This is a genomic window from Haematospirillum sp. H4485 (assembly GCF_012102745.1).
In the GTDB taxonomy this organism is placed as follows: Bacteria; Pseudomonadota; Alphaproteobacteria; order Rhodospirillales; family Rhodospirillaceae; genus Haematospirillum.
On record NZ_JAAVSY010000002.1, the window covers coordinates 100,204 to 120,869 of the forward strand.

The 20,666-nt window shown below is 58.9% G+C and carries 19 protein-coding genes, 1 other RNA gene and 1 pseudogene; 15 read left to right on the top strand and 6 right to left on the bottom strand.

Annotation, left to right across the window (positions count from 1 at the left end; translation table 11 throughout):
• Window positions 1-87 precede the first annotated feature (87 nt).
• A protein-coding gene (gene prfB / locus HEQ61_RS03030) for a peptide chain release factor 2 (RefSeq protein WP_168019667.1) occupies window positions 88-1,213 on the top strand; the annotation gives its coding sequence in 2 pieces (ribosomal slippage) (window positions 88-156 and window positions 158-1,213; 1,125 coding nt in all).
• A gap of 3 nt (window positions 1,214-1,216) precedes the next feature.
• Window positions 1,217-2,098, top strand: a complete 882-nt coding sequence (locus HEQ61_RS03035) for an alpha/beta hydrolase (protein WP_168019669.1) — start codon at window positions 1,217-1,219, stop codon at window positions 2,096-2,098.
• On the opposite strand, the gene HEQ61_RS03040 is transcribed toward HEQ61_RS03035, so the two are convergent.
• Window positions 2,032-2,391, bottom strand: coding sequence for a hypothetical protein (locus tag HEQ61_RS03040; protein ID WP_168019671.1), 360 nt, complete (start codon window positions 2,389-2,391; stop codon window positions 2,032-2,034). The genes HEQ61_RS03035 and HEQ61_RS03040 overlap by 67 nt on opposite strands.
• 184 nt (window positions 2,392-2,575) lie before the next feature.
• On the opposite strand from HEQ61_RS03040, the gene HEQ61_RS03045 reads away from it, so the two are divergent.
• Complete coding sequence (locus tag HEQ61_RS03045; RefSeq protein ID WP_168019673.1) at window positions 2,576-3,118, top strand: hypothetical protein; 543 nt, start codon at window positions 2,576-2,578, stop codon at window positions 3,116-3,118.
• A gap of 95 nt (window positions 3,119-3,213) precedes the next feature.
• On the opposite strand, the gene HEQ61_RS03050 is transcribed toward HEQ61_RS03045, so the two are convergent.
• The 4 genes and pseudogenes from HEQ61_RS03050 to tyrS form a co-directional block, all read right to left on the bottom strand.
• Entirely contained in the window at window positions 3,214-3,999 is a 786-nt protein-coding gene (locus tag HEQ61_RS03050; protein WP_168019675.1) for a MetQ/NlpA family ABC transporter substrate-binding protein, read from the bottom strand.
• Between the two features lie 31 nt (window positions 4,000-4,030).
• On the bottom strand, window positions 4,031-4,717 hold the full coding sequence (locus HEQ61_RS03055; RefSeq protein WP_066134819.1) for a methionine ABC transporter permease: 687 nt from the start codon (window positions 4,715-4,717) through the stop codon (window positions 4,031-4,033).
• 61 nt (window positions 4,718-4,778) lie between these two features.
• Window positions 4,779-5,498: pseudogene (locus HEQ61_RS03060) on the bottom strand (methionine ABC transporter ATP-binding protein); the annotation flags it as partial.
• A gap of 254 nt (window positions 5,499-5,752) precedes the next feature.
• On the bottom strand, window positions 5,753-7,030 hold the full coding sequence (gene tyrS / locus HEQ61_RS03065) for a tyrosine--tRNA ligase (protein WP_168019677.1): 1,278 nt from the start codon (window positions 7,028-7,030) through the stop codon (window positions 5,753-5,755).
• A gap of 103 nt (window positions 7,031-7,133) precedes the next feature.
• Between tyrS and HEQ61_RS03070 the strand changes: the two genes are divergently transcribed.
• Window positions 7,134-8,240, top strand: coding sequence for an anhydro-N-acetylmuramic acid kinase (locus HEQ61_RS03070; protein ID WP_168019679.1), 1,107 nt, complete (start codon window positions 7,134-7,136; stop codon window positions 8,238-8,240).
• A gap of 40 nt (window positions 8,241-8,280) precedes the next feature.
• On the opposite strand, the gene HEQ61_RS03075 is transcribed toward HEQ61_RS03070, so the two are convergent.
• A complete protein-coding gene (locus HEQ61_RS03075; RefSeq protein ID WP_245183096.1) occupies window positions 8,281-9,678 on the bottom strand; it encodes a gamma-glutamyltransferase in 1,398 nt (465 codons plus the stop codon).
• Here HEQ61_RS03075 and HEQ61_RS03080 point away from each other — a divergent pair.
• The 11 genes from HEQ61_RS03080 to mraY all read left to right on the top strand — a co-directional run bounded on the left by HEQ61_RS03080 (window position 9,677) and on the right by mraY (window position 20,660).
• Entirely contained in the window at window positions 9,677-10,981 is a 1,305-nt protein-coding gene (locus HEQ61_RS03080; RefSeq protein ID WP_168019681.1) for a M48 family metalloprotease, read from the top strand. The genes HEQ61_RS03075 and HEQ61_RS03080 overlap by 2 nt on opposite strands.
• Before the next feature lie 50 nt (window positions 10,982-11,031).
• On the top strand, window positions 11,032-11,787 hold the full coding sequence (locus tag HEQ61_RS03085; protein ID WP_168019683.1) for a DsbA family protein: 756 nt from the start codon (window positions 11,032-11,034) through the stop codon (window positions 11,785-11,787).
• A 121-nt stretch (window positions 11,788-11,908) separates the two neighbouring features.
• Window positions 11,909-12,238 (top strand): heat shock protein HspQ, encoded by a 330-nt coding sequence (gene hspQ / locus HEQ61_RS03090; RefSeq protein WP_066134807.1) that lies wholly within the window; start codon window positions 11,909-11,911, stop codon window positions 12,236-12,238.
• Window positions 12,239-12,284: 46 nt separating this feature from the next.
• Window positions 12,285-12,675: RNase P RNA component class A (rnpB, locus tag HEQ61_RS03095), an RNA gene on the top strand.
• Window positions 12,676-13,014: 339 nt separating this feature from the next.
• Window positions 13,015-13,470 carry a division/cell wall cluster transcriptional repressor MraZ gene (mraZ, locus tag HEQ61_RS03100; RefSeq protein ID WP_168019685.1) on the top strand — a complete coding sequence of 152 codons (456 nt, stop codon included), beginning with the start codon at window positions 13,015-13,017 and terminating at the stop codon, window positions 13,468-13,470.
• A gap of 3 nt (window positions 13,471-13,473) precedes the next feature.
• Entirely contained in the window at window positions 13,474-14,430 is a 957-nt protein-coding gene (gene rsmH / locus HEQ61_RS03105; RefSeq protein ID WP_168019686.1) for a 16S rRNA (cytosine(1402)-N(4))-methyltransferase RsmH, read from the top strand.
• Complete coding sequence (locus HEQ61_RS03110; RefSeq protein WP_168019688.1) at window positions 14,427-14,822, top strand: hypothetical protein; 396 nt, start codon at window positions 14,427-14,429, stop codon at window positions 14,820-14,822. Before rsmH ends, HEQ61_RS03110 begins: the two co-directional genes overlap by 4 nt.
• Window position 14,823: 1 nt before the next feature.
• Entirely contained in the window at window positions 14,824-16,638 is a 1,815-nt protein-coding gene (locus HEQ61_RS03115) for a peptidoglycan D,D-transpeptidase FtsI family protein (RefSeq protein WP_245183097.1), read from the top strand.
• Window positions 16,625-18,112 carry a UDP-N-acetylmuramoyl-L-alanyl-D-glutamate--2,6-diaminopimelate ligase gene (locus tag HEQ61_RS03120; RefSeq protein WP_168019690.1) on the top strand — a complete coding sequence of 496 codons (1,488 nt, stop codon included), beginning with the start codon at window positions 16,625-16,627 and terminating at the stop codon, window positions 18,110-18,112. Before HEQ61_RS03115 ends, HEQ61_RS03120 begins: the two co-directional genes overlap by 14 nt.
• The gene (locus tag HEQ61_RS03125; protein ID WP_168019692.1) at window positions 18,109-19,518 is read left to right on the top strand and encodes a UDP-N-acetylmuramoyl-tripeptide--D-alanyl-D-alanine ligase; all 1,410 of its coding nucleotides are present in this window, start codon (window positions 18,109-18,111) and stop codon (window positions 19,516-19,518) included. The genes HEQ61_RS03120 and HEQ61_RS03125 overlap by 4 nt, the downstream gene beginning before the upstream one ends.
• Before the next feature lie 56 nt (window positions 19,519-19,574).
• On the top strand, window positions 19,575-20,660 hold the full coding sequence (gene mraY / locus HEQ61_RS03130) for a phospho-N-acetylmuramoyl-pentapeptide-transferase (protein WP_066134785.1): 1,086 nt from the start codon (window positions 19,575-19,577) through the stop codon (window positions 20,658-20,660).
• Window positions 20,661-20,666 lie beyond the last annotated feature (6 nt).

The window sequence follows — 20,666 nt, forward strand, 5'->3', positions numbered from 1 at the left end:
TACCACGGGCAAGATGCCATAAAACCCTCCTCCGTCAGGTGCAATGCCGGACACGGACATAAAAGCGAACAGGAAAGATACGAAACCATGCGCGCTGAAGCACAGGCGATGGCCGATGAGATCAAGCAGGCAATGGCCCTGCTGAGGAGGCATCTTTGACTGGGATACAGCCCACCTCCGACTGGATGAACTGAACGCCTTGGCTGAAAACCCGGCCCTGTGGGACAAACCGGCTGAAGCCCAGAAGGTGATGCAGGAACGCACCCGCCTGGAACAAGCCCTGACCAGCTTTCGCAAGCTGGAAGAGGAGTTTGAGGATGCCTGCACCTTGGTTGAACTTGGCGAGTCTGAAGGTGATGAGCCAACCGTCGAGGAAGGACTGGCCGCCCTGCGCCAGGTTCACGCGGAGACCGAGAAGCGCCAGCTGGAAAGCCTGCTCTCCGGCGAGGCAGACGCCAATGACGCCTATCTGGAAATCAATGCGGGGGCCGGCGGTACCGAAGCCCAGGACTGGGCCAACATCCTGATGCGCATGTATACCCGCTGGTGCGAGAAACACGGCTACAGCGTCGAGATTCTCGAGGAATCGGAAGGTGAAGAAGCTGGCATCAAGTCTGTCACCCTTCAGGTCAAGGGGCACAATGCCTATGGCTGGCTGAAAACCGAAAGTGGCGTGCACCGGCTGGTACGCATTTCACCGTTTGACAGCTCGGCCAGACGGCATACCTCGTTCTCGTCGGTATGGGTCTACCCGGTTGTTGATGACAACATCGAGATCGAGATTGCCGAAAGCGATTGCCGGATCGATACCTACCGGGCATCAGGGGCGGGTGGACAGCACGTCAACAGGACCGAATCCGCCGTGCGTATTACCCACATACCAACAGGTGTTGTCGTGGCCTGTCAGACACAACGGTCGCAGCACCAGAACCGCGATGCCTGCTGGAAAATGCTGAAAGCCCGCCTGTACGAGCTGGAACTCCAGAAACGCGAAGCGGCAAGCCAGGCCGAGCAGGACGCCAAGACAGATATTGGCTGGGGGCATCAGATCCGTTCGTACGTGCTGCAACCCTACCAGATGGTCAAGGACCTGCGGACCAGCCTTGAAACATCCGATACCCAGGGTGTTCTGGATGGCGATCTTGATCCGTTCATGGCAGCATCACTGGCACAGAAGATCAAGGGATACGCCGACACGGCCAACAGCGGATAGACAATGAACAACTTGGTCAACATAGCAGGGGCAACACTGGGCATTGGTATTGCCCTCTATGTTCTGGCTGTTTTTGGCATGTTCGCCTTCCAGCGTCACCTTCTGTATAAGCCGGAAGGAATACCGGCCCCGCCAAAGGCCAATGATGTGCCGGAAATGCGTGAAATCCTGTTCCGCACAACCGACGGGTTGGCTCTTGCGGCCTGGTGGTCTCCACCCCCGTCGGAAGAGGCAGCGACTGTCATTATCTTTCACGGCAATTCGGGAAACCGGGCGTGGGTAGCCCGCAAGATCCGCCTGTATCTGGATGCCGGCTTTGGCGTCATGGCACCGGATTATCGGGGATTTGGCGGAAATCCCGGCTCCCCCAGCGAAGATGGCCTGCGGATCGATGCGGTAGCGGCACGCAACTATGTTCTGGAAGAAGGCGTGCGTGAAAATCGTCTTTTCTATCATGGTGAGTCGCTGGGAAGCGGTGTGGCCACCTGGCTTGCTACCGAACATCCGCCTCGTGGGCTGATTCTGGAGGCCGCCTTTACCAGTATCCCGGATGTCGCCCAAGGAATTTATCCATGGCTTCCGGCCCGGGCTGTCGCACTTGACCGCTTTACGTCACTGCGCCGTATCGGTCAAGTACGGGCACCGGTTCTGCTGCTGCACGGCGAGAAAGATGAAACGGTGCCCCACACGCACAGCCAGGAACTTCTGGAAGCACACCCCGGCCCCAAGCAAAGAATTACGTTCCCTGACGGCGAACATGCCAATCTGTATGACCACGGGGCCGGTGTGATCGCCATCAGCTGGATACACGACCAGCTCTATTCCCGGGAATCCGGATCCGCTGCTTCGGGCTCAGGATCACTGCCTGCGCCGGAGCACTTGTAATAACTGCGATGCGGTGTTGCGACCGAACATTGCCAGTGTGATGTATGGGAAAACAGGGCTGTCCGACCGGTTCTGCGGCACTGCGCATCCGCCATGTCCTGCAGAACAGCTGGATCTTCATCCGAAACGTGGCAGATCACAATGCGATCCATGGTCGAAGCCCCAACCTGCTTGCCGGGGGATCCAGCCTCACGCCGGCTGTCAACCCATGGTGCCCCGGTACAACCGGCCACAGAGACCGCCAGCAAACATACGGACCCCAGAACCATCACTTTCCGACACACAGACCGCACAGTATTACTCCTGCCTGTAAAAGAATGTCCTTCTTACCCCTCAAGACAAGATGGAGCAACAGGGACGCCATCACCACCCTTATTGATATTAGTTATCATTATCATAAATGATGTGGATTCCGGGTCACAACAGCCCTATAGTGAGCGTATCCTTGTTCGGTTCTGCCTTCCCGGAGCGTACCTGATGTTTTCCGACAAAACCCTGACCCCGCGCGAAGCCATACGCTTGTGCATTCTGGGAACTGTATACCAGAGTACCATGCATTACGCTGATCTGGCCTCCTCTGCACGACTTTTTATTACGCGGCTGTCCGGTCCATCGCTGGAGCTGATGGGGACGTCAGTAGAGCTGCTGCGCTACGAAGGACTGATTGAACCTTTGGATGGAAAGGGCATGGAAGACAACGCGCGTGTTGCCATAACAGAGGCCGGCCGGAATGCATTCCGTACCCTGATGACAGCCCCCCTGCGGCCTGCCAGCGATCTGTCCAAGCTTGTCACTGCACTGAAGTTCCGTTTCCTCCACCTCCTTCCCCCGGAAGATCAGCGTGAACAGGTTGATCTTCTGGTGGAAACACAGGAAACAGGCTTGGCCCGACTGGCTGATCTGCGCGATGCGACAGCCGCTGATTCCGGCTACATGACACGCTGGCTGGATGAAGAAATACTGCGGGCAGAACAGAGACTGTCATGGCTACAGGGCCTGCGCGACCAGGTTGCCCCCTGAAAACACGAACAGGGCGACCGTGTTATAGCGCCTGCGCTCTTGCGCCATAAAAAACAGCGCCCACATCGGGGCGCTGTTTCGCGGAAACAAACGGATCAGAACGCCGGAACAATCGCCCCCTTGAAGGTATCCCGGATGAAGGTACGAATGTCTTCTGCCTGATAGGCCGCCACCAGATCCTTGACCCAGCCCTCGTCCTTGTCCTTTGACCGGACGACAATAATATTGGCATACGGGCTGCTGGCATCTTCAATCACAATAGCATCTTTCAGCGGGTTGAGGCCCGCCTCCAGGGCATAGTTGGTGTTGATCGCCGCAATATCAACATCATCCAGGGAACGTGGCAGCTGGGCGGCATCCAGTTCTATGAATTTCAGTTTTTTCGGATTGCCGGTCACATCCGCCGCACCGGGCGTCATGCCGGCAGACGGATTGACGGTTATCACGCCCTTGGCTGCCAGCAGGAGCAACGCCCGGCCACCATTGGATGGATCATTGGGGATGGCAACCTTTGCCCCCTCTTTCAGGTCGGACAGGGACCGCACCGTGCGCGCGTAAACCCCCATTGGCTCGACAAAGTTTGTCCCGGCCACGGCCAGATCAACCCCCAGCCCCTTTTTCTGCTGTTCCAGATACGGAACATGCTGGAAGCTGTTGGCATCAAGATCACCGTTGGCCAAAGCCTGGTTGGGCAGAATATAGTCGCTGAAGGTGATAATCTTCAGGGTATGCCCTTTCGTCTTGATCAGCTCGGCCACCTTCTCGACAACCTGTTCGTGCGAGCCTGGCGTCACGCCAATACGGATCTCCTTGGCTTGGGCAAGAGAAATCAGGGTACCTGTAACAACAGCGGCCGCAGCCAGAACACCATACAAACGCATTGTAGAACCCCTTTATAATCTGCGTATCCCGTTACTGGATATTTCGTTTGTCAGCCTTGCGGGCCAACCAGTCCCCCAGTGTCTGGAGCCCCTGCACCAGAGCCACCAGGACCACCACCACGGCAATCATCACGTCCGGACGGAAGCGCTGATAACCATAACGGATTCCCAAATCCCCAAGACCACCCCCGCCAACAGCACCCACCATGGCGGAGTACCCAATCATCGCCACCAAGGCGAGGGTAATACCGTGGATCAAACCCGGCAGGGCTTCGGGGAGCAATACCTTGAACACCACCTGCAAGGGCCTTGCGCCCATTGCCTGGGCAGCTTCAACCAGACCGGCATCTACCTCGCGCACAGCCCCCTCGACAATACGGGCCAGAAAGGGTACTGCGGCCACGGTTAACGGAACAATTGCCGCCGTTGTCCCGATAGAGGTCCCGGCCACCAGCCGTGTAAACGGAATAATGGCGACGGCCAGAATAATAAAGGGCACCGACCGGGCGGCATTGACAACCGGCCCAACCACAACCTGGAACCAAGGCATCTCGAAGAGCTCACCCCGACGGCTTGTGGCCAACAGCACCCCAAGCGGAGCACCAAGCAGCACACTCAGGAACAGGGACACCGAGACCATGTACAGCGTCTGCAGGGTTGCCTCCCACAAGATGCCGATCGTGGCACTATCGAGCAGCAGTTCGTGAATCGAAGGCATGGCCGTTCTCCAGGGGAATCACATTGCCGTCTTCTTCCTCGTGACCATGCGCAAGCAGCAAACGGGTCACCGGGTGACGGGGGTCAGCAAAAACATCGGCTGTCGTACCGCTTTCCACCACTTCACCGTGGTCCATGACGGCAACCTTGTCACACAAAAGGCGTACCACCTCCATTTCGTGGGTGATCACCACCATGGTCAGGTTAAGACGCCGGTTGATATCTTTCAAAAGGCGCAGGATCTGGCGTGTGGTCTCCGGATCAAGAGCCGAGGTTACCTCGTCACACAGCAGAACATGGGGCTTGCTGGCCAAGGCCCGCGCAATGCCAACCCGTTGCTTTTGTCCACCGGATAGTTCCGACGGATAACGGTCACGCTTGTCTGCCAGTCCGACCAAAGGCAGGAGCGGCTCCACCGCCGCCTTTATATCGGCACGCGAGGCCCCCGCCAGCTCCAGTGGCAAAGCGATGTTCTGGAACACCGTGCGCGAGGACAACAGATTAAAGTGCTGGAAAACCATCCCGACCCGACGACGAAACAGGGGAAGTTCCCTCTTGCTCAGGGCCAGGACATCGATGCCATCAACTTCCACCAAGCCGCTGGTCGGGCGCTCAAGAACATTGATCGTCCGCAACAAGGTTGATTTCCCGGCACCGGAACGACCGATAATACCAAAGACCTCCCCTTCCCCTACGGTCAGGGTGATGCCCTTCAGGGCAGCATGAGGCAAAGTGCCCTTGCGGGCAGGATATACCTTGCACAAATCAACAAGACGGATCATTCAGGATCCTCCGGGCAACAAAAAAACCGCCAAGCCTTGCGGCCTGCGGCGCTTTGGGTATTCCCGTGCACTCGCTTTAGCCGCATTTATTAAGCGCCCGCAAGCTGAGAAGCAAATCGGCGCTGTGTACACACGTTAGCGGAAAGAAAGCATACAATCAAGCCCTAAAAGTGCAAAATATCCGGAAGGACAAAACCGTGCGGTTGGGTTTCCGCCAGAAAGCCGGAATCCAACCGCACCCGAAAGGCCAACAATCAGCCCAGACGCACCAATGCGTGCTTCTTTTTACCGGCCGAAAGACGTACAATACCATCCACCAGATCCGTACGGGTCAGACAAAAGGCTTCGTCCCCAACGCGGGAATCATTAAGGCGAACACCCCCACCACGCACCAGACGCCGGGCCTCGCCCTTGGATGCTGCCAACCCGGTTGCAACCAGAACATCAAGCACAGAAACGCCCGCATCCAAGGCAGAACCATCCAGGGACACCGATGGCAGATCATCACCGGCGCGGCCGCGTTCAAACGTTTCCTCGGCGGTACGGCGCGCCGCAACCGCTGCCTCATCACCACGGGCCAAAGCTGTAACCGCATCTGCCAGAATCTTCTTGGCTTCGTTGATTTCAGCCCCCTGCAAAGACTCAAGACGTGCAATTTCATCCAGGGGCAACTCCGTAAACAGGCGCAGGAAACGCCCGACGTCCGCATCCTCGGTGTTGCGCCAGTACTGCCAGAAGTCATAGGCCGGCAGGCGCTCCTCGTTCAGCCACACGGCGCCTCTGGCTGATTTCCCCATCTTGGCACCGGATGCTGTTGTCAGAAGCGGCGAGGTCAGACCAAACACCTCACGATACGACTCTGTACCACCCTGCACGCGCCGCGTCAGTTCCACCCCGTTGACGATATTGCCCCATTGGTCGGATCCCCCCATTTGCAGGCGCACCCCTTTCCGCCGGGCCAGCTCGCAGAAGTCATACGCCTGAAGGATCATGTAGTTGAATTCCAGGAACGTCAGCGGCTGTTCCCGGTCCAGACGCAAACGGACTGAATCAAAGGACAGCATCCGGTTGATAGTGAAGTGGACACCGTACTCACGCAGAAACGTGATGTAATCGATACCGGACAGCCAGTCATTGTTGTCCACCATCATGGCGTCGGTGGCAGCATCACCAAACGTCAGATAACGGGCAAACACCTTGCGAATACCGGCCATGTTTGCCGTAATCTGCTCATTGGACAGCAGGCGACGGGCTTCGTCCTTGCCAGAAGGGTCACCGATACGCGTTGTACCGCCGCCCATCAGAACCACCGGCTTGTGCCCGGTCTTCTGAAGCCAGCGCAGAAGCATGATCTGGATCAGGGAACCAACGTGCAAACTGTCGGCCGTGCAGTCAAAGCCGATATAACCCGGTACAACCCCGGCACACAAGGCATTGTCAAGGTTTGCCAGGTCGGTACACTGGTGAAAATAGCCCCGCTCGCTCACCACCCGAAGAAATTCAGAGCGGGGGGTGTAAACAGCGGTATTCATCGACAGGTTCCTTTTGTACAGCAGTCAAAACAGGGGTAGAAATCAGGACAGGGGGCAAGCTTTAGCATACCTGCCCAGACACGACAACGGAGCCGGAACCTCAATGCTTCACCTGCCCTGCCGCGCCTTGGGACTGATGAGCGGCACGTCGCTGGACGGTGTGGATGCCGCCCTGATCGAAACGGATGGTGAGCGGGTCCACGCTTTTGGCCCTTTCCTGACCCAACCTTGGCCGGATGGTTTCCGCGATACACTGCGCGGGATCCTGGGGGAGAAGGACAACACAGAACAGGTCCGGCTTGCAGAACAAACCCTGACCGACGTACACGCCCGGGCCGTATCAGCCCTGCTGGAGAAAGCAGGGCTGGGCGCGCAGGACATCGGGATTATCGGCTTTCACGGCCAAACCATCCTGCACCGGCCCCAGCAACGACAAACCCGGCAGATCGGGGATGGTGCGCGACTGGCAGCCCTGACCGGTACACCGGTTGCCTTTGACTTCCGCAGTGCCGATGTCGCTGCCGGAGGACAGGGGGCACCACTGGTGCCGGTCTATCATCAGGCCCTGCTGGGATCTGTGGCCGATACAACGGTGGTGCTCAATATCGGCGGGGTGGCAAATGCCACGGTCATCACACCCCATGGGCCCCTGATGGCGTTTGACACCGGGCCGGGCAATGCCCTGCTCGACGATTGGGCCCAGCGCCATACCGGCATTCCAGCTGATACCGACGGCGCCCTGGCCAAGGCCGGAACCGTTGACCACAAGGCCTTGGCCACCATGCTGGATGACCCATGGTTCCACAAGCCACCCCCCAAGTCCCTGGACCGGGATGATTTTGCGGGCATGATGCGCCATATCAACTCTCTGGGTGCGACTGACGGCGCCGCAACCCTGACAGCATTCACCGTTGAAAGTGTCCGCCTGGCACTGCGCTGGATGCCGACACCTCCAGACCGATGGCTGGTCTGCGGGGGAGGACGCCACAATCCCGCGCTGATGTCCGGGCTGCGGGCAACCCTTGGGAACGTCGATCCGGTTGAAGCTGTCGGATGGAACGGCGATGCCCTGGAAGCACAGGCTTTTGCCTTTCTGGCCGTGCGCCATATCAGGGGGCTGCCGCAAAGTTTCCCCGGTACAACCGGCTGCCCCCGCCCAATGACCGGAGGGCGCCTTGCCCCTGTACCGGGGCACGAAAAACCCGGCTGAGCAACAGCCCAGCCGGGTTCCCGCAATACAAAACAAGGAACTATTCGCTACGGCGTCCAATCAGCAGGCCATAACCGGCACCGCGACTGTCCGCAGCTACACGACACGAGCCGGGCCAGGGCGGCAAGCCGCGGTCACAATGCAGGGCAGAGACCAAGGCCGGACCAGAGGCCGACGAAGAGAGTGCCATCACGGATTTCGGCAGCACATCATCCCCACCTTTGCCCAGCGCGGACGACAAGACGGCAACCGCATTTCCGGCAGCCCCGGCACCCGCCGCCGCAATACCGGAGCGGAATTCGTTGACATGGTCATTGATGGCCAACGCAACCGCCAGAGGCGTATCGCCACCGGACGCAGGTGTCAGGAAGCTTCCAAAACCGGGGACCATCCGCCCGGTTCCGAACGGCTTGCGCATGGTCAACGCACACGCCACGGCTGAACCGGACGGATCAACCACTACAAAACCGGTACCACCGCCGCTCAGCCCTGCAACGGGCGCAACGGCACGCTTGATCCAGGCATCATGAATGCTGCCACCGGCACCGGACATCGGAGGTGTATACAGGGTATCATGCCCGTTCACGATCGTTTCAGGGGTGACCCAGCGCGGCTTCCACGACCGCATATGCTCAAGGGTCAATGAAGCCCCGGCATGCCTGGATGCGGCAACAAACTCGCGCCCCAGGACACCACCATACAAGTCAGCCGGATTCCGGCGCAGTCGTCCGATGAAGGCCGCCAAATCCATTTGGGTCAGATGATCGCCGGCCCGCACCGGCTCGCCGGTACCCCGGGCAAAAACCTGACGCGCTGCGGAATCGTGAACCAGACCGGCGCCATGCGTGCCCAGATCAACAGCCAGTGCCCTGGAAACGGGTTCCCCGAACCGGGCCAGTTGCTCCGCCGGGCCAAGAATTTCTTCCCACCGCATACGGCCATAGCGGGCATGCAGGGCAAACAAGCCACGCGGCAGGGCTGGCACGGCTGCAGAAGACTGTCCGGGCAGGAAGTCCAGCACCTCGGTTGTCCCTTGAGCCCGGTCGTGCACCACGCAGATGCCGCCCCCGCCGATACCGGCAGATGACGGCAGGGTTACGGCCAGCGAGAAACCCGCGGCAACAGCGGCATCAACCGCTGACCCACCGGCCGTCAGCACATCACGCCCGACCAGAACAGCCCGCGGCTCATCTGCCACAATCCCGCCAGCAAAACCTTTTACATAACCTACTGTTCCGGTTTTCAGGTCACGGGCCGGATCCCAGCATCCGGACAGAGCCGGGACCAGGGCTGTCATGACCATCGCCACAAACAGCCCCCGTTGACGGGGAAACATCCCCACCCTACGCTTTGTTTCTCTTTCCGGGGTCAAGACTGTGCACATATTCTTCTCGATCACTCGCATGTTTCGATACGCTGTCCTGGCATTGTCAGCCATGGCGATTATTCCGGGGAATGCCCTGGCCGGACGGGGTGGAGGCATCCTGCGGGATGCCGAAGTAGAAAGTATCATTCGTTCCTATGCCGATCCACTGTTCCGAGCCGGCGGCATTCCACCGGCCAGTGTCAGGATACGGGTGATCAATGACCCGTCGCTGAACGCCTTTGTTACATCCGGATCACGGATGTACATCCACTCCGGCCTTCTGGAACGTACCGAAAACCCGGAACAACTGATCGGCGTCATTGCCCACGAAACAGGACATATTGCCGGAGGGCATATTGTCAACCGGATCGATGCCCTGGAAAAAGCCGGCATATCCAGCCTGGCGGCACTGGCAGCAGGTATTGCCATTGGTGCGGCATCAGGTCGGCCGGATGCCGGACTGGCCGTCACATCACTGGGAACCAGCGTGGCAACCCGGAACTATTTCTCTTTCTCCAGAACACAGGAAGCTTCAGCGGATGCCTTTGCCCTCAAGGTCCTGGACAAGACCGGGCAAACCGCAGAGGGGCTTCTGGAATTCTTTCATATCCTGGAAGGTCAGGAATACTTGGCCTCGGCCAGCCAGGATCCCTATGTCCGGACACACCCGCTGAACGCAGAACGCATATCTGCCGTTGCCGCCCATGTGGAACAATCTTCCGCAACAACGCATGCACCAACGGCACAGATGGCCGCACACAAGAGAATGGTGGCCAAGATGTTTGCCTTCCTGCAAACCCAGGGCCGCACCCTGCAGAAATATCCGGAAACAGACCAATCTGTCGCGGGACGCTATGCCCGCGCCATCGCCTACTTCCGCCGTGGAAATACGGCCAAGTCCCTGCCCCTGATTGACGGCCTTCTGAAAGAGTATCCGTCCGATCCCTACTTTCATGAACTGCGCGGGCAAATGCTGGTGGAAAATGGGCGGGTTGCCGAAGGACTGCCAAACTATCGCAAGGCTGTCTCGCTGCTGCCCAACGAGCCCTTGATCGCCACAAGCTATGGCCATGCCCTGATTGAAAGTGGATCACCCGAAGCCATGAAGGAAGCAGCACAGGTCTTGCGAACAGCCCTAGCCCGTGATCCGGAGAACAGTTTTGGCTGGAGACTTCTTGGCACAGCATGGGGCCGCACCGGGAATGAAGGCCAGGCATCATATGCCCTGGCCGAATACGCCCTGCAAACCGGTGACCCCTCGCAGGCGTCCTTTCATGCCGGAAAGGCCGAAAAGCTTCTGGGGCAAAGCCATCCCCTGTGGCTGAGGCTTCAGGACATCAAGATGGAAGCCCAGAACCAGCTTGACAAGAAGTAGGCCTTTCCACTCTGCTCACGCCCCGAAACACAAATCCGGAGAGTGCCCCAGTGCCCCTGTACCCGTTCCTTCGTCGCCTTGCCCTTTGCCTTGCCGGCCTGATCGCCTCGGGCATTGCCTTACCAACAACCACCTGGTCCTCTTCCCAGATCGACAGGACAGAGCTGCACCGGGAAATCCGGTCCTATCTTCTTGAACATCCGGAGGTGATTACCGAGGCCATAGACGTCCTGCGGGCACGTCAGGCAGAACAGGCAGAGACCGAACTGCGCTCCGTCCTGGATGCCCGCCGTCCCGAACTGGTGGCTTCAACAGCCGATCCGGTTCTGGGCAACGCCAAGGGTGACGTAACAATCGTCAGCTTCTCCGATTATCAGTGCGGATACTGCAAGCGGATGCTCAAACCCTTGATGGAGGTGCTGAAACAAGATCCGAATGTACGGATTGTTTTCAAGGAACTTCCCGTTCTTGGCCCGATGTCCACAAATGCGGCCGAAGCCGCTTTGGCTGCACACATGCAGGGAAAATACCGGGCGTTCTATACAGCCATGATGGAGCGCCGCGGCGCCTTGACCGAAGCCATCATCCGTGACACAGCGCAGAAAGCCGGGCTGGACATGAAGCGCCTTGACCGGGATATCAAGCAAAAGTCTATTGCCGGAACGCTGGAGAAGAACATCGCCCTGGCAACGGCACTGGGTATTCGCGGCACACCGGCTTTTGTCGTTGGCGACCGGATTCTACCCGGGGCCGTAGACACCAACACGCTCATGACGGCCATAAAAAGTGCCCGGGAAGCATCCTGATCACGTACTTCTGATCGCACATGGCTTGCGGGCCCCGTGGACATATCCTGTATCATCGTTCTTCAGGGCACATCTTATCCCGTAACCGGCCCGGATTCGGGCCCTTGCCTGTCGGGGAACGATGAACATACGCCATGCAAGATTCGAAATTGGCCAGATTGTCCGGCACAGGATCTTCCCGTTCCGCGGCGTGGTTTATGATGTAGACCCGATTTTCTCCAACACCGAGGAATGGTGGCTGGCCATACCGGAGGAGGTGCGCCCTCCGAAAGACCAGCCCTTCTACCATCTTCTGGCAGAAAATACCGAAGGCCCCTATCACGCATACGTTTCTGAACAAAGCCTGATCGAGGACAACAGCGGTGATCCCGTTGAACACCCGGACGTCGACAGCCACTTTGTCTGCCTGCGTGACGGACACTATGTCCCGCGCCATGGAACCCCGAATTGACTGTTTCTGCTTGACCCCGGCCCGGAACGCTCTATGGTCCGGTTCGCCAGATGGCCGGATGGTCGCCCCTTGCCACCTTTGATGATGGCGGGGGGAGGAAAGTCCGGGCTCCACGGAAAAACGGTGCCGGATAACGTCCGGCGGGGGCGACCCCAGGGACAGTGCCACAGAAAGCAGACCGCTGCGGCCTTGGCAGCAGCAAGGGTGAAAGGGTGCGGCAAGAGCGCACCGCGCCTCTGGCAACAGGGGCGGCATGGTAAACCCCACCGGGAGCAAGACCAAGTAGGGACGGCAGCCGCAACAGGCGGCAGGCACTTTTCCGGGCCGCCGTCCGGGTCGGTCGCACCAGGTGTCCGGTAACGGGCATCGCAGATGAATGACCATCCAGCGCACAAACCGTGCGTGGACAGAACCCGGCTTACAGGCCATCTGGCACATCCCCCCCCGCCACTCAGGCGCATAATCCACGAAAAGAAACCATTGCGCGATAAAATACGTCGCGACAAAACCTGTACGCTCATGAAAAAGGTCAGCGTTCATGCGGGATGCGGCCTTTTATTCCCCGGCGGTCAAATCCCGTTATCACGGGGCAGGTGTCGTTGACACCCATGTGATCCCATGACATACCATGACATACCATAATTGCTTCCCGCCCAGCACGGACTCCGGCCACCGGCTTCACTGTCGGTCAGGGCGTATCCAAAGCGGAAAGCGTTGCTTTTGACACACCTGCGGTGCTGGTCACACCGCCCAACCATGGGAAGGCCTGGGAAGCGATGTCGCTTTTCGTTTCCACGATCATCAACAAGATTGACCGGAAGGGACGGGTGTCTGTTCCGGCACTGTGGCGATCATCCCTGACAGGGCAAGGCTTTGCCGGTGTTGTCTGCTACCCGTCCTTCACGACATCCTGCCTGGATGGCATGGGCATGGATCGCCTTGAAAAGATTGCCTCCAGCCTGGATCGGCTGGATATTTTCTCACCTGAACAGGATGAAATGGCCCAGCTTGTTTTTGCGTCTGCACGCCAGCTCGCCTTCGATACCGAAGGCCGGATCATGGTCCCCGAGGATTTGCTCGAACATGCGGGGCTGTCGAGTGAGGCCGCTTTTGTCGGTCGGGGGCGCACCTTCCAGATCTGGGAACCATCTGCCCTGAAAAAGGCCGAAGCCGAAATCCGGCGCCGGGCAGCGGAACGCCGCCCGTCCCTGCACCTTGGCAGCGGGGACTGAACCATGACAACAGAAACAGCCCTGCACATCCCGGTTATGCTGACCGAAGTCCTGGATGGCTTGCAGGTACACCGTGGCGGAACATACGTTGACGGCACATTCGGTGCCGGTGGTTACAGTCGCGCCATTCTGGAAGCTTCAAGCGATACATGCGTTGTTGCCATCGACCGCGATCCCGAAGCCGCACCGCGCGCAGAGGATCTGGCCTCCCGCTATCCCGGCCGCTTCCTGTTCCTGCCCGGTCGTTTTGGTGACATGGCCGCCCTGCTGCAGCAAGCCGGCGTTGGCCTTGTCGATGGCATCACCCTGGATGTCGGGGTCTCGTCCATGCAGATCGATACCCCGGGACGAGGGTTCTCTTTCATGCGCGAGGGTCCCCTGGACATGCGGATGGAAAAGGCCGGTCTGTCTGCTGCAGACGTAGTCAATACCTTTGAGGAAGAGGATATTGCCTCGATTCTGTATCGCCTCGGCGAAGAGCGGCAGTCGCGCCGCATCGCACGGGCCATTGTACGGGAACGCCACAACGGCCCGCTGCAGACAACCCGTCAACTGGCCGAGATTGTCCGCTCTGTCGTGCATAAGGGCAAGGATACCATAGACCCGGCAACGCGGACTTTTCAGGGACTGCGCATCTTCGTCAATGATGAAATCGGTGAACTGCGCCGCGGCCTGGAGGGAGCCCAGTCCATACTGGCCCCCGGTGGACGGCTTGCTGTTGTGTCCTTTCATTCCCTGGAAGACCGCGAGGTGAAGGCCTTCCTGTCAGAACGCTCTGCCAAAAGCGCCTCACGCCTGTTGCCGGGCGAAATACCGCCCCCGCCAGCAACCTTTGTCGGGTCAGGACGCAAGGCCGTACAATGCTCGGCTGCCGAGGCACAACGAAATCCCCGGGCCCGCTCCGCAAAGCTGAGAGTGGATACCCGAACCGATAGCCCCGCACAGGATGGTGCAGCATGATCCGCGGCACCACAGCATTATGGGTTTTTCTTGTGCTGGCCGTCAGTGTCGGCATGTTTCTGATGAAATTCCAGGTCCAGAACCTGGAAGACCGGCTGGCCGGACTCAACCGGGATATCCACAAGACACACAACGAAATTCGCGTTCTGTCTGCCGAATGGGCTTATCTGAACGATCCGGCCCGTATTGCGGACCTTGCGTCGCGCCTGCTGGGCCTTGGTATCCTGGATGGACAGGCCATGGCACAGATTGCCGACCTGCCGCTGCAACAGCCTGAAAACCCTGCACATCAGGGAACCTTCTCCCCGACACTGGCCAACCATTCCAGTCCGGAGATGGTGCCATCGCATACATCGCGATCCCGGGTTCCCTCCAGAACAGGGAAGCCATAGCATGATGGCCCGCCTGTTCCCACGTCGTCGGAAGGTCGCACCGTTTCTCTACCCAGGGGAAGAGCTGCTTCCATCCGCAGGCATTGACCGGAAAGGAACCCATGTGGTTCTGGACGGAGAGATCAAACAAGCCCTGGAAACCGGGCGCGTCCGCATGCTGGTCACAGCCAGCCTGTTTACCTTGGCTTTCTGCGGGATCAGTGTCCGGCTGTTCGACGTCATGGTCCTGGGAGCTGTTGACCACCAAGTCTCGTACAAGGCCAAGGCCGTCGCGAAAACCGAGGTTATTACACACACACGCGCAGACATTGTGGACCGGAACGGGCTTCTTCTTGCCACAAACCTGCCAACCGTCAACCTGTATGCCGACAGCCAGAAACTGATCAACCCTGCCGAGGCCGCAGACAAACTGGTCGCCGTTCTGCCTCACCTGAACCGACACGATGTGTTCAACCGCCTGACATCCGGTCGGCGCTTTGTCTATCTTGACAGGAACCTGACGCCACACCAGCAGCAAAGCGTCAATTCCGAAGGCATCCCCGGTCTCTTCTTCGAGAATGCCGAGCGGCGCGCCTATTTGCAGGGTTCGTTGTTCAGCCACGTCCTTGGCGCCACAGACCCCGACAACAATGGCATTGCCGGAACCGAACTAACCTTCAACGAAGCCCTGCGCCAGAACCCCTCCATCCCGCTGCGCCTGACCGTGGATGCCAGGGTCCAGCATGCCGTCCGCCACACTCTGTTGCGCAACATGGAAAAGTTCAGCGCCACAGCGGCAAGTGCCGTGATCATGGACGTACGCAGCGGAGAAATCGTGTCGCTGGTTTCACTGCCTGATTATCAGCCGGAAAACTTCGGAGCCTCTGATGCCAATGCCCGCTTCAACCGGGTCACGTTAGGCGTTTATGAAATGGGCTCCATCTTCAAGCTGTTCAATACTGCCATGGCCTTGGAATCCGGTCAGATCCGCCTGCAGGACAGCTATGACACGATCAATCCGCTGAAAGTGGCACGCTTTACCATACGCGATGTACACCGCGAGAACCGTCGGCTGAATGTCGCCGAAATTCTGACCCGCTCGTCCAATATCGGTTCGGCCCGGATGGCCATGCAGCTGGGAACCGAATTCCAGAAGAAATTCCTTGGCAGGCTGGGCATTCTTGACGCAGCCCGTATCGAACTTCCTGAAACGGGCCACCCGCTGTACCCCCAGCCATGGCGGGACATCAATACCATGACCATATCGTTTGGCCACGGCATTGCGGTCACGCCGATCAGCATGATCAGGGGACTGGCTCCCTTGGTCAATGGCGGCTACATGGTTCAACCCACCCTGCTGCCACGCGATGCCGGTGATCCGGAACCGCAGAAAGTCCTGCGCACGGAAACCTCTCTGGCCCTGCGCAAACTGATGCGGACCGTCATTACGGATGGCACGGCCCGCAAGGCCGAAGTTCCCGGCTATATGGTCGGTGGCAAGGGAGGAACAGCCGAAAAGATCTCTGCATCCGGTGGATACAACCGCAAAAACAACATGAACAGCTTTGCCGGTGCCTTTCCCATGGATGATCCACGCTATGCGCTGGTTGTCACACTGGACGAGCCAAAAGGACTGAAGTCCACATGGGGCTTTGCAACATCGGGATGGAATGTTGTTCCAACAGCCGGCGAGATCATTGCTGAAATTGGCCCCATTCTTGGTATACAGCCCCATGTCAATGGCCAACCGATTGAGGTCAGGGCCATGAAAACTGCCCAGGCACGGGTGGCCAGGACAGCGGTTGTGGAAGAGGAAGGTATTGATGTTGCTCGGTGACCTGGCAGAAAAAGCCGGCATACAGAAACCGGATGAAGGGGCTTGCCGGACAGACATCCTTGGCATTACGGCCGACTCGCGGCTTGTAAAAGGCGGTTTCCTGTTTGCTGCCATGCCCGGAACCCGGTCCAACGGGCAGGATTTTATTGCCGATGCCCTTCAACGGGGGGCCGTAGCCATTCTTGCCGCACACGGCACCACCACACCTCGTGAAGCATCCTGCATTCCTGTTCTTGGAACCGACAACCCCCGGCGCGACTTGCCCCGGCTGGCCTCTGCCTTCTATGCACGCCAGCCCGAAACAACAACCGCTGTCACCGGAACCAACGGAAAGACATCAACGGCTGTCTTTTTCCGCCAGATCATGACCCTTCTGGGCAGAAGGGCCGCCAGCCTGGGCACGCTGGGGCTGACCGGTCCCGACTTTGACTGCACAGAAGGCATGACCACCCCGGACCCGGTCAGCCTGCATCGCCTTCTGGCCATGGCGGCGGATCGGTCCTGCTCTTTCCTGTGCCTGGAAGCGTCCAGCCATGGGCTGGACCAGTTCCGCCTGGATGCCGTGCGACTCAAGGCCGCCGCCTTTACCAACCTGTCCCGCGATCATCTGGACTATCACGGATCGATGGAAGCCTATCGGGCCGCAAAGACACGCTTGTTTACAGATGTGCTGGAACCGGGTGGCCTTGCTGTCCTGAATGCAGACAGTCCGGACTATGGCATCCTGGATGCCGCAACCCGTAAAGCCGGGCGCCGTGTCTGGAGTTATGGCAGAAACGGACATGAAATCCGCTTGCTTGAAAACCGGGCCAGTCTACGCGGACAAGCCCTGTCGCTGGATGTCCTGGGTAACAGGATGGATGTTGACCTGCCCCTGACCGGGCATTTCCAGGCGATGAATAGTCTTGCTGCCCTTGGACTGGTCCTGGCCTGCGACCGCTCCGTCACACCGGCTGCAGCTGTGGCCACACTCCCCCGCCTGACCGGGGTGCCAGGACGACTGGAATATGTAGGCAGCTGTGCTGATACAGCCGCTGTGTATGTGGACTACGCCCACACACCGGATTCCCTGGAACAGGCCATACTGGCCCTGAGGCCCCATACACAAGGGAGATTGATCGTTCTATTTGGTTGCGGTGGCGACCGCGATCCCGGCAAACGCTCCCTGATGGGCGAGGTCGTCCATCGTCTGGCCGATGGCGTCATCCTGACAGATGACAACCCACGCACCGAAGATCCGGCTGCCATCCGGGCTGACGCACGAACCGGGTGCCCGGACGCTGTTGAAATCGGTGATCGCGGCGAAGCAATCCGCACCGGCATTGCCATGCTGCGTGCGGGCGACGTGCTGTTGCTGGCAGGCAAAGGGCATGAAAGCGGGCAAACCATCGGCGCAATCACGCTTCCTTTTGATGACCGCCACGTTGCCCGGGAAGCCCTGAAAGCCCGCATGCTACAGGAGATGGCACCATGACCCTATGGACATCATCGGACATTGCCAAGGCTACCGACGGCAAAAGCAGCGGAGCTTTTCCGGTCACGGGCCTGTCGATTGACAGCCGGACAACAGCACCCGGCGATCTATTCATCGCCCTGAAAGGCCCCAATTCCGACGGACATGACTGGGTAAGGCAGGCTCTTGAATCCGGTGCGGTCGGCGCCTTGGTCCATAAGGCGGTACCAGACGTCAATCCAGAACAGCTGATTATGGTCTCCGATACCTTTACGGCCCTGCATGCCTTGGGACGAGAAGCGCGGAACCGTTTTGGTGGCCGCGTGGTTGGTGTCACCGGCAGTGTTGGCAAAACATCAACCAAAGACATGCTGGCGCATATCCTAGGCAATTTCGGTCCCACGCATGCCGCCTTCGGGAGCTTCAACAACCACTGGGGTGTTCCGGTTACCTTGGCACGGATACCTGCCGATGCACGCTACAGCGTCGTCGAGATGGGGATGAACCATGCCGGAGAACTCCGCGCCCTGACAGCCCTCGCCCGGCCCGACATTGCCGTGATCACATGGGTTTCGGATGCACATCTGGAATTCTTCCGTGACGTCTCTGAAATTGCTGATGCCAAGGCCGAAATTCTGGAAGGCGTACAGACTGGTGGCACAGCCATCCTGCCCCGCGACAATCCATTCTACGAACGCCTGGAAGCACGGGCACGGGATCTGAATCTGAACATCCTGACCTTCGGACAACACGGCGAGGCTGACGTGCGGCTTCTGGATCTGGTGATCGGGGCAGAGCAGACCGAGGTCTCTGTACGGCTTGACCGGGAAGGACTGAATTATACCATCGGAGCACCAGGTGCACACTGGGCCCGCAACAGCCTGGCCGCTCTTGCCGTTGTCCATGCACTGGGGCTTGACACGACACAGGCCGCCCGCACACTGGCAACGCTGGTCCCCTCACAGGGACGGGGCCAGACCCGGATCATCCCCCTGCCCGATAGGCGTGGATGTATCACGCTGATCGATGAAAGCTACAACGCCAATCCGGCATCGGTCCGCGCCGCCCTTGAAGCTCTTGCCGTTGCAAAACCCGGACCGGGCGGACGACGTATTGCCGCACTGGGGGACATGCGCGAACTGGGACCAACCGGTCCAGAACGGCACGCAGCCCTGGCAAAGGAAATTGTGGCACTGGGGATAGAGCAGGTGTATACCGCTGGACCCTTGATGATGAACCTGCATGAAGCCCTTCCCCCCGCGATCAAGGCTGCCCACGCCGTTGACAGTGCCACACTGGCGTCGTTGCTTGCACCGGCCCTGAAAAATGGCGACGTTCTGATGGTCAAGGGATCATTCAGTACCCGGATGGGGCATCTTGTCTCCTTCCTGGAAGCCATGACCGACAGCGTAAGCGAGGCGACCTGACCGGAAGCCCCCGCCCGTTTCCTCTTGCTACCCAAGGATCACAAGAAGACCACACGATGCTCTATTATCTATCCCAGCTGTCCGGCGATCTCAGCATCCTCAACCTGTTCCGGTATCTTACCTTCCGGGCCGGGGGTGCTGTGCTGACAGCCCTGCTGGTGGCCTTTGTCTTCGGGCCGGCTATCATTCGCTGGCTGAAGCACAAACAGAAGCAAGGGCAACCGATCAGGGAGCTGGGACCGGAAAGTCATCTGCTGACCAAAAAAGGGACACCGACCATGGGCGGGATGATGATCCTGCTGGGATGCACGGTCTCTACCCTGCTGTGGGCAGACTTGGCCAACTCCTATGTCTGGGCTGTTCTGCTGGTCACCATCGGCTATGGCCTGGTTGGCATGATCGATGACCTTCTGAAAGTCACCAAGCGGAATACAAAGGGCGTTCCGGGCAAGATAAAACTGGTCGCACAGTGTGCTGTCGGCGGGGTGGCCACATGGTGGATCATGTCGATCACAGATCCATCCATTGCATCGGCGCTGACCATTCCGTTTTTCAAGAACGTCCTGATCCAGATGGGTTGGTTCTATCTTCCTTTCGGCATGGTTGTCATTGTCGGCTCCTCAAATGCCGTTAACCTGACCGACGGGCTGGATGGGCTGGCAACGGTCCCGGTCATGATAGCCGCCGGCGTCTTTGCGCTGATCGCCTATTTCGTGGGATCAAACCTGTACGCAACCTATCTGGGGATCCAGCACATTCCGGGATCGGGCGAACTGTCGGTCTTTCTGGCCGCCCTTATCGGTGCATGCTTGGGATTCCTGTGGTTCAATGCACCGCCCGCAATGGTTTTCATGGGTGATACCGGGTCCCTGGCCCTTGGTGGCGCACTTGGCAGCGTGGCCGTTGTGACCCGCCATGAGATTGTCCTCGCCCTGGTGGGGGGGCTGTTTGTGCTGGAAACCGTCTCTGTCATTGTCCAGGTTGTCAGCTTCAAGCTGACAGGGAAGCGGGTCTTCCGGATGGCTCCCCTGCACCATCACTTCGAGAAAAAAGGCTGGGCCGAGCCAACCATCGTGGTCCGGTTCTGGATTATTGCCACTATTCTGGCCATTCTGGGCCTGTCTACCCTCAAACTGAGATAAGGAAGC

Coding starts and splice junctions, on each gene's coding strand:
- HEQ61_RS03035 (WP_168019669.1), top strand. CDS start 1,217: ATGAACAACTTGGTCAACATAGCAGGGGCAACACTGGGCATTGGTATT.
- HEQ61_RS03045 (WP_168019673.1), top strand. CDS start 2,576: ATGTTTTCCGACAAAACCCTGACCCCGCGCGAAGCCATACGCTTGTGC.
- HEQ61_RS03050 (WP_168019675.1), bottom strand. CDS start 3,999: ATGCGTTTGTATGGTGTTCTGGCTGCGGCCGCTGTTGTTACAGGTACC.
- HEQ61_RS03055 (WP_066134819.1), bottom strand. CDS start 4,717: ATGCCTTCGATTCACGAACTGCTGCTCGATAGTGCCACGATCGGCATC.
- tyrS (WP_168019677.1), bottom strand. CDS start 7,030: ATGAATACCGCTGTTTACACCCCCCGCTCTGAATTTCTTCGGGTGGTG.
- HEQ61_RS03070 (WP_168019679.1), top strand. CDS start 7,134: ATGCTTCACCTGCCCTGCCGCGCCTTGGGACTGATGAGCGGCACGTCG.
- HEQ61_RS03080 (WP_168019681.1), top strand. CDS start 9,677: ATGGCGATTATTCCGGGGAATGCCCTGGCCGGACGGGGTGGAGGCATC.
- HEQ61_RS03075 (WP_245183096.1), bottom strand. CDS start 9,678: ATGGCTGACAATGCCAGGACAGCGTATCGAAACATGCGAGTGATCGAG.
- hspQ (WP_066134807.1), top strand. CDS start 11,909: ATGAACATACGCCATGCAAGATTCGAAATTGGCCAGATTGTCCGGCAC.
- mraZ (WP_168019685.1), top strand. CDS start 13,015: ATGTCGCTTTTCGTTTCCACGATCATCAACAAGATTGACCGGAAGGGA.
- rsmH (WP_168019686.1), top strand. CDS start 13,474: ATGACAACAGAAACAGCCCTGCACATCCCGGTTATGCTGACCGAAGTC.
- HEQ61_RS03110 (WP_168019688.1), top strand. CDS start 14,427: ATGATCCGCGGCACCACAGCATTATGGGTTTTTCTTGTGCTGGCCGTC.
- HEQ61_RS03115 (WP_245183097.1), top strand. CDS start 14,824: ATGATGGCCCGCCTGTTCCCACGTCGTCGGAAGGTCGCACCGTTTCTC.
- HEQ61_RS03120 (WP_168019690.1), top strand. CDS start 16,625: ATGTTGCTCGGTGACCTGGCAGAAAAAGCCGGCATACAGAAACCGGAT.
- HEQ61_RS03125 (WP_168019692.1), top strand. CDS start 18,109: ATGACCCTATGGACATCATCGGACATTGCCAAGGCTACCGACGGCAAA.
- mraY (WP_066134785.1), top strand. CDS start 19,575: ATGCTCTATTATCTATCCCAGCTGTCCGGCGATCTCAGCATCCTCAAC.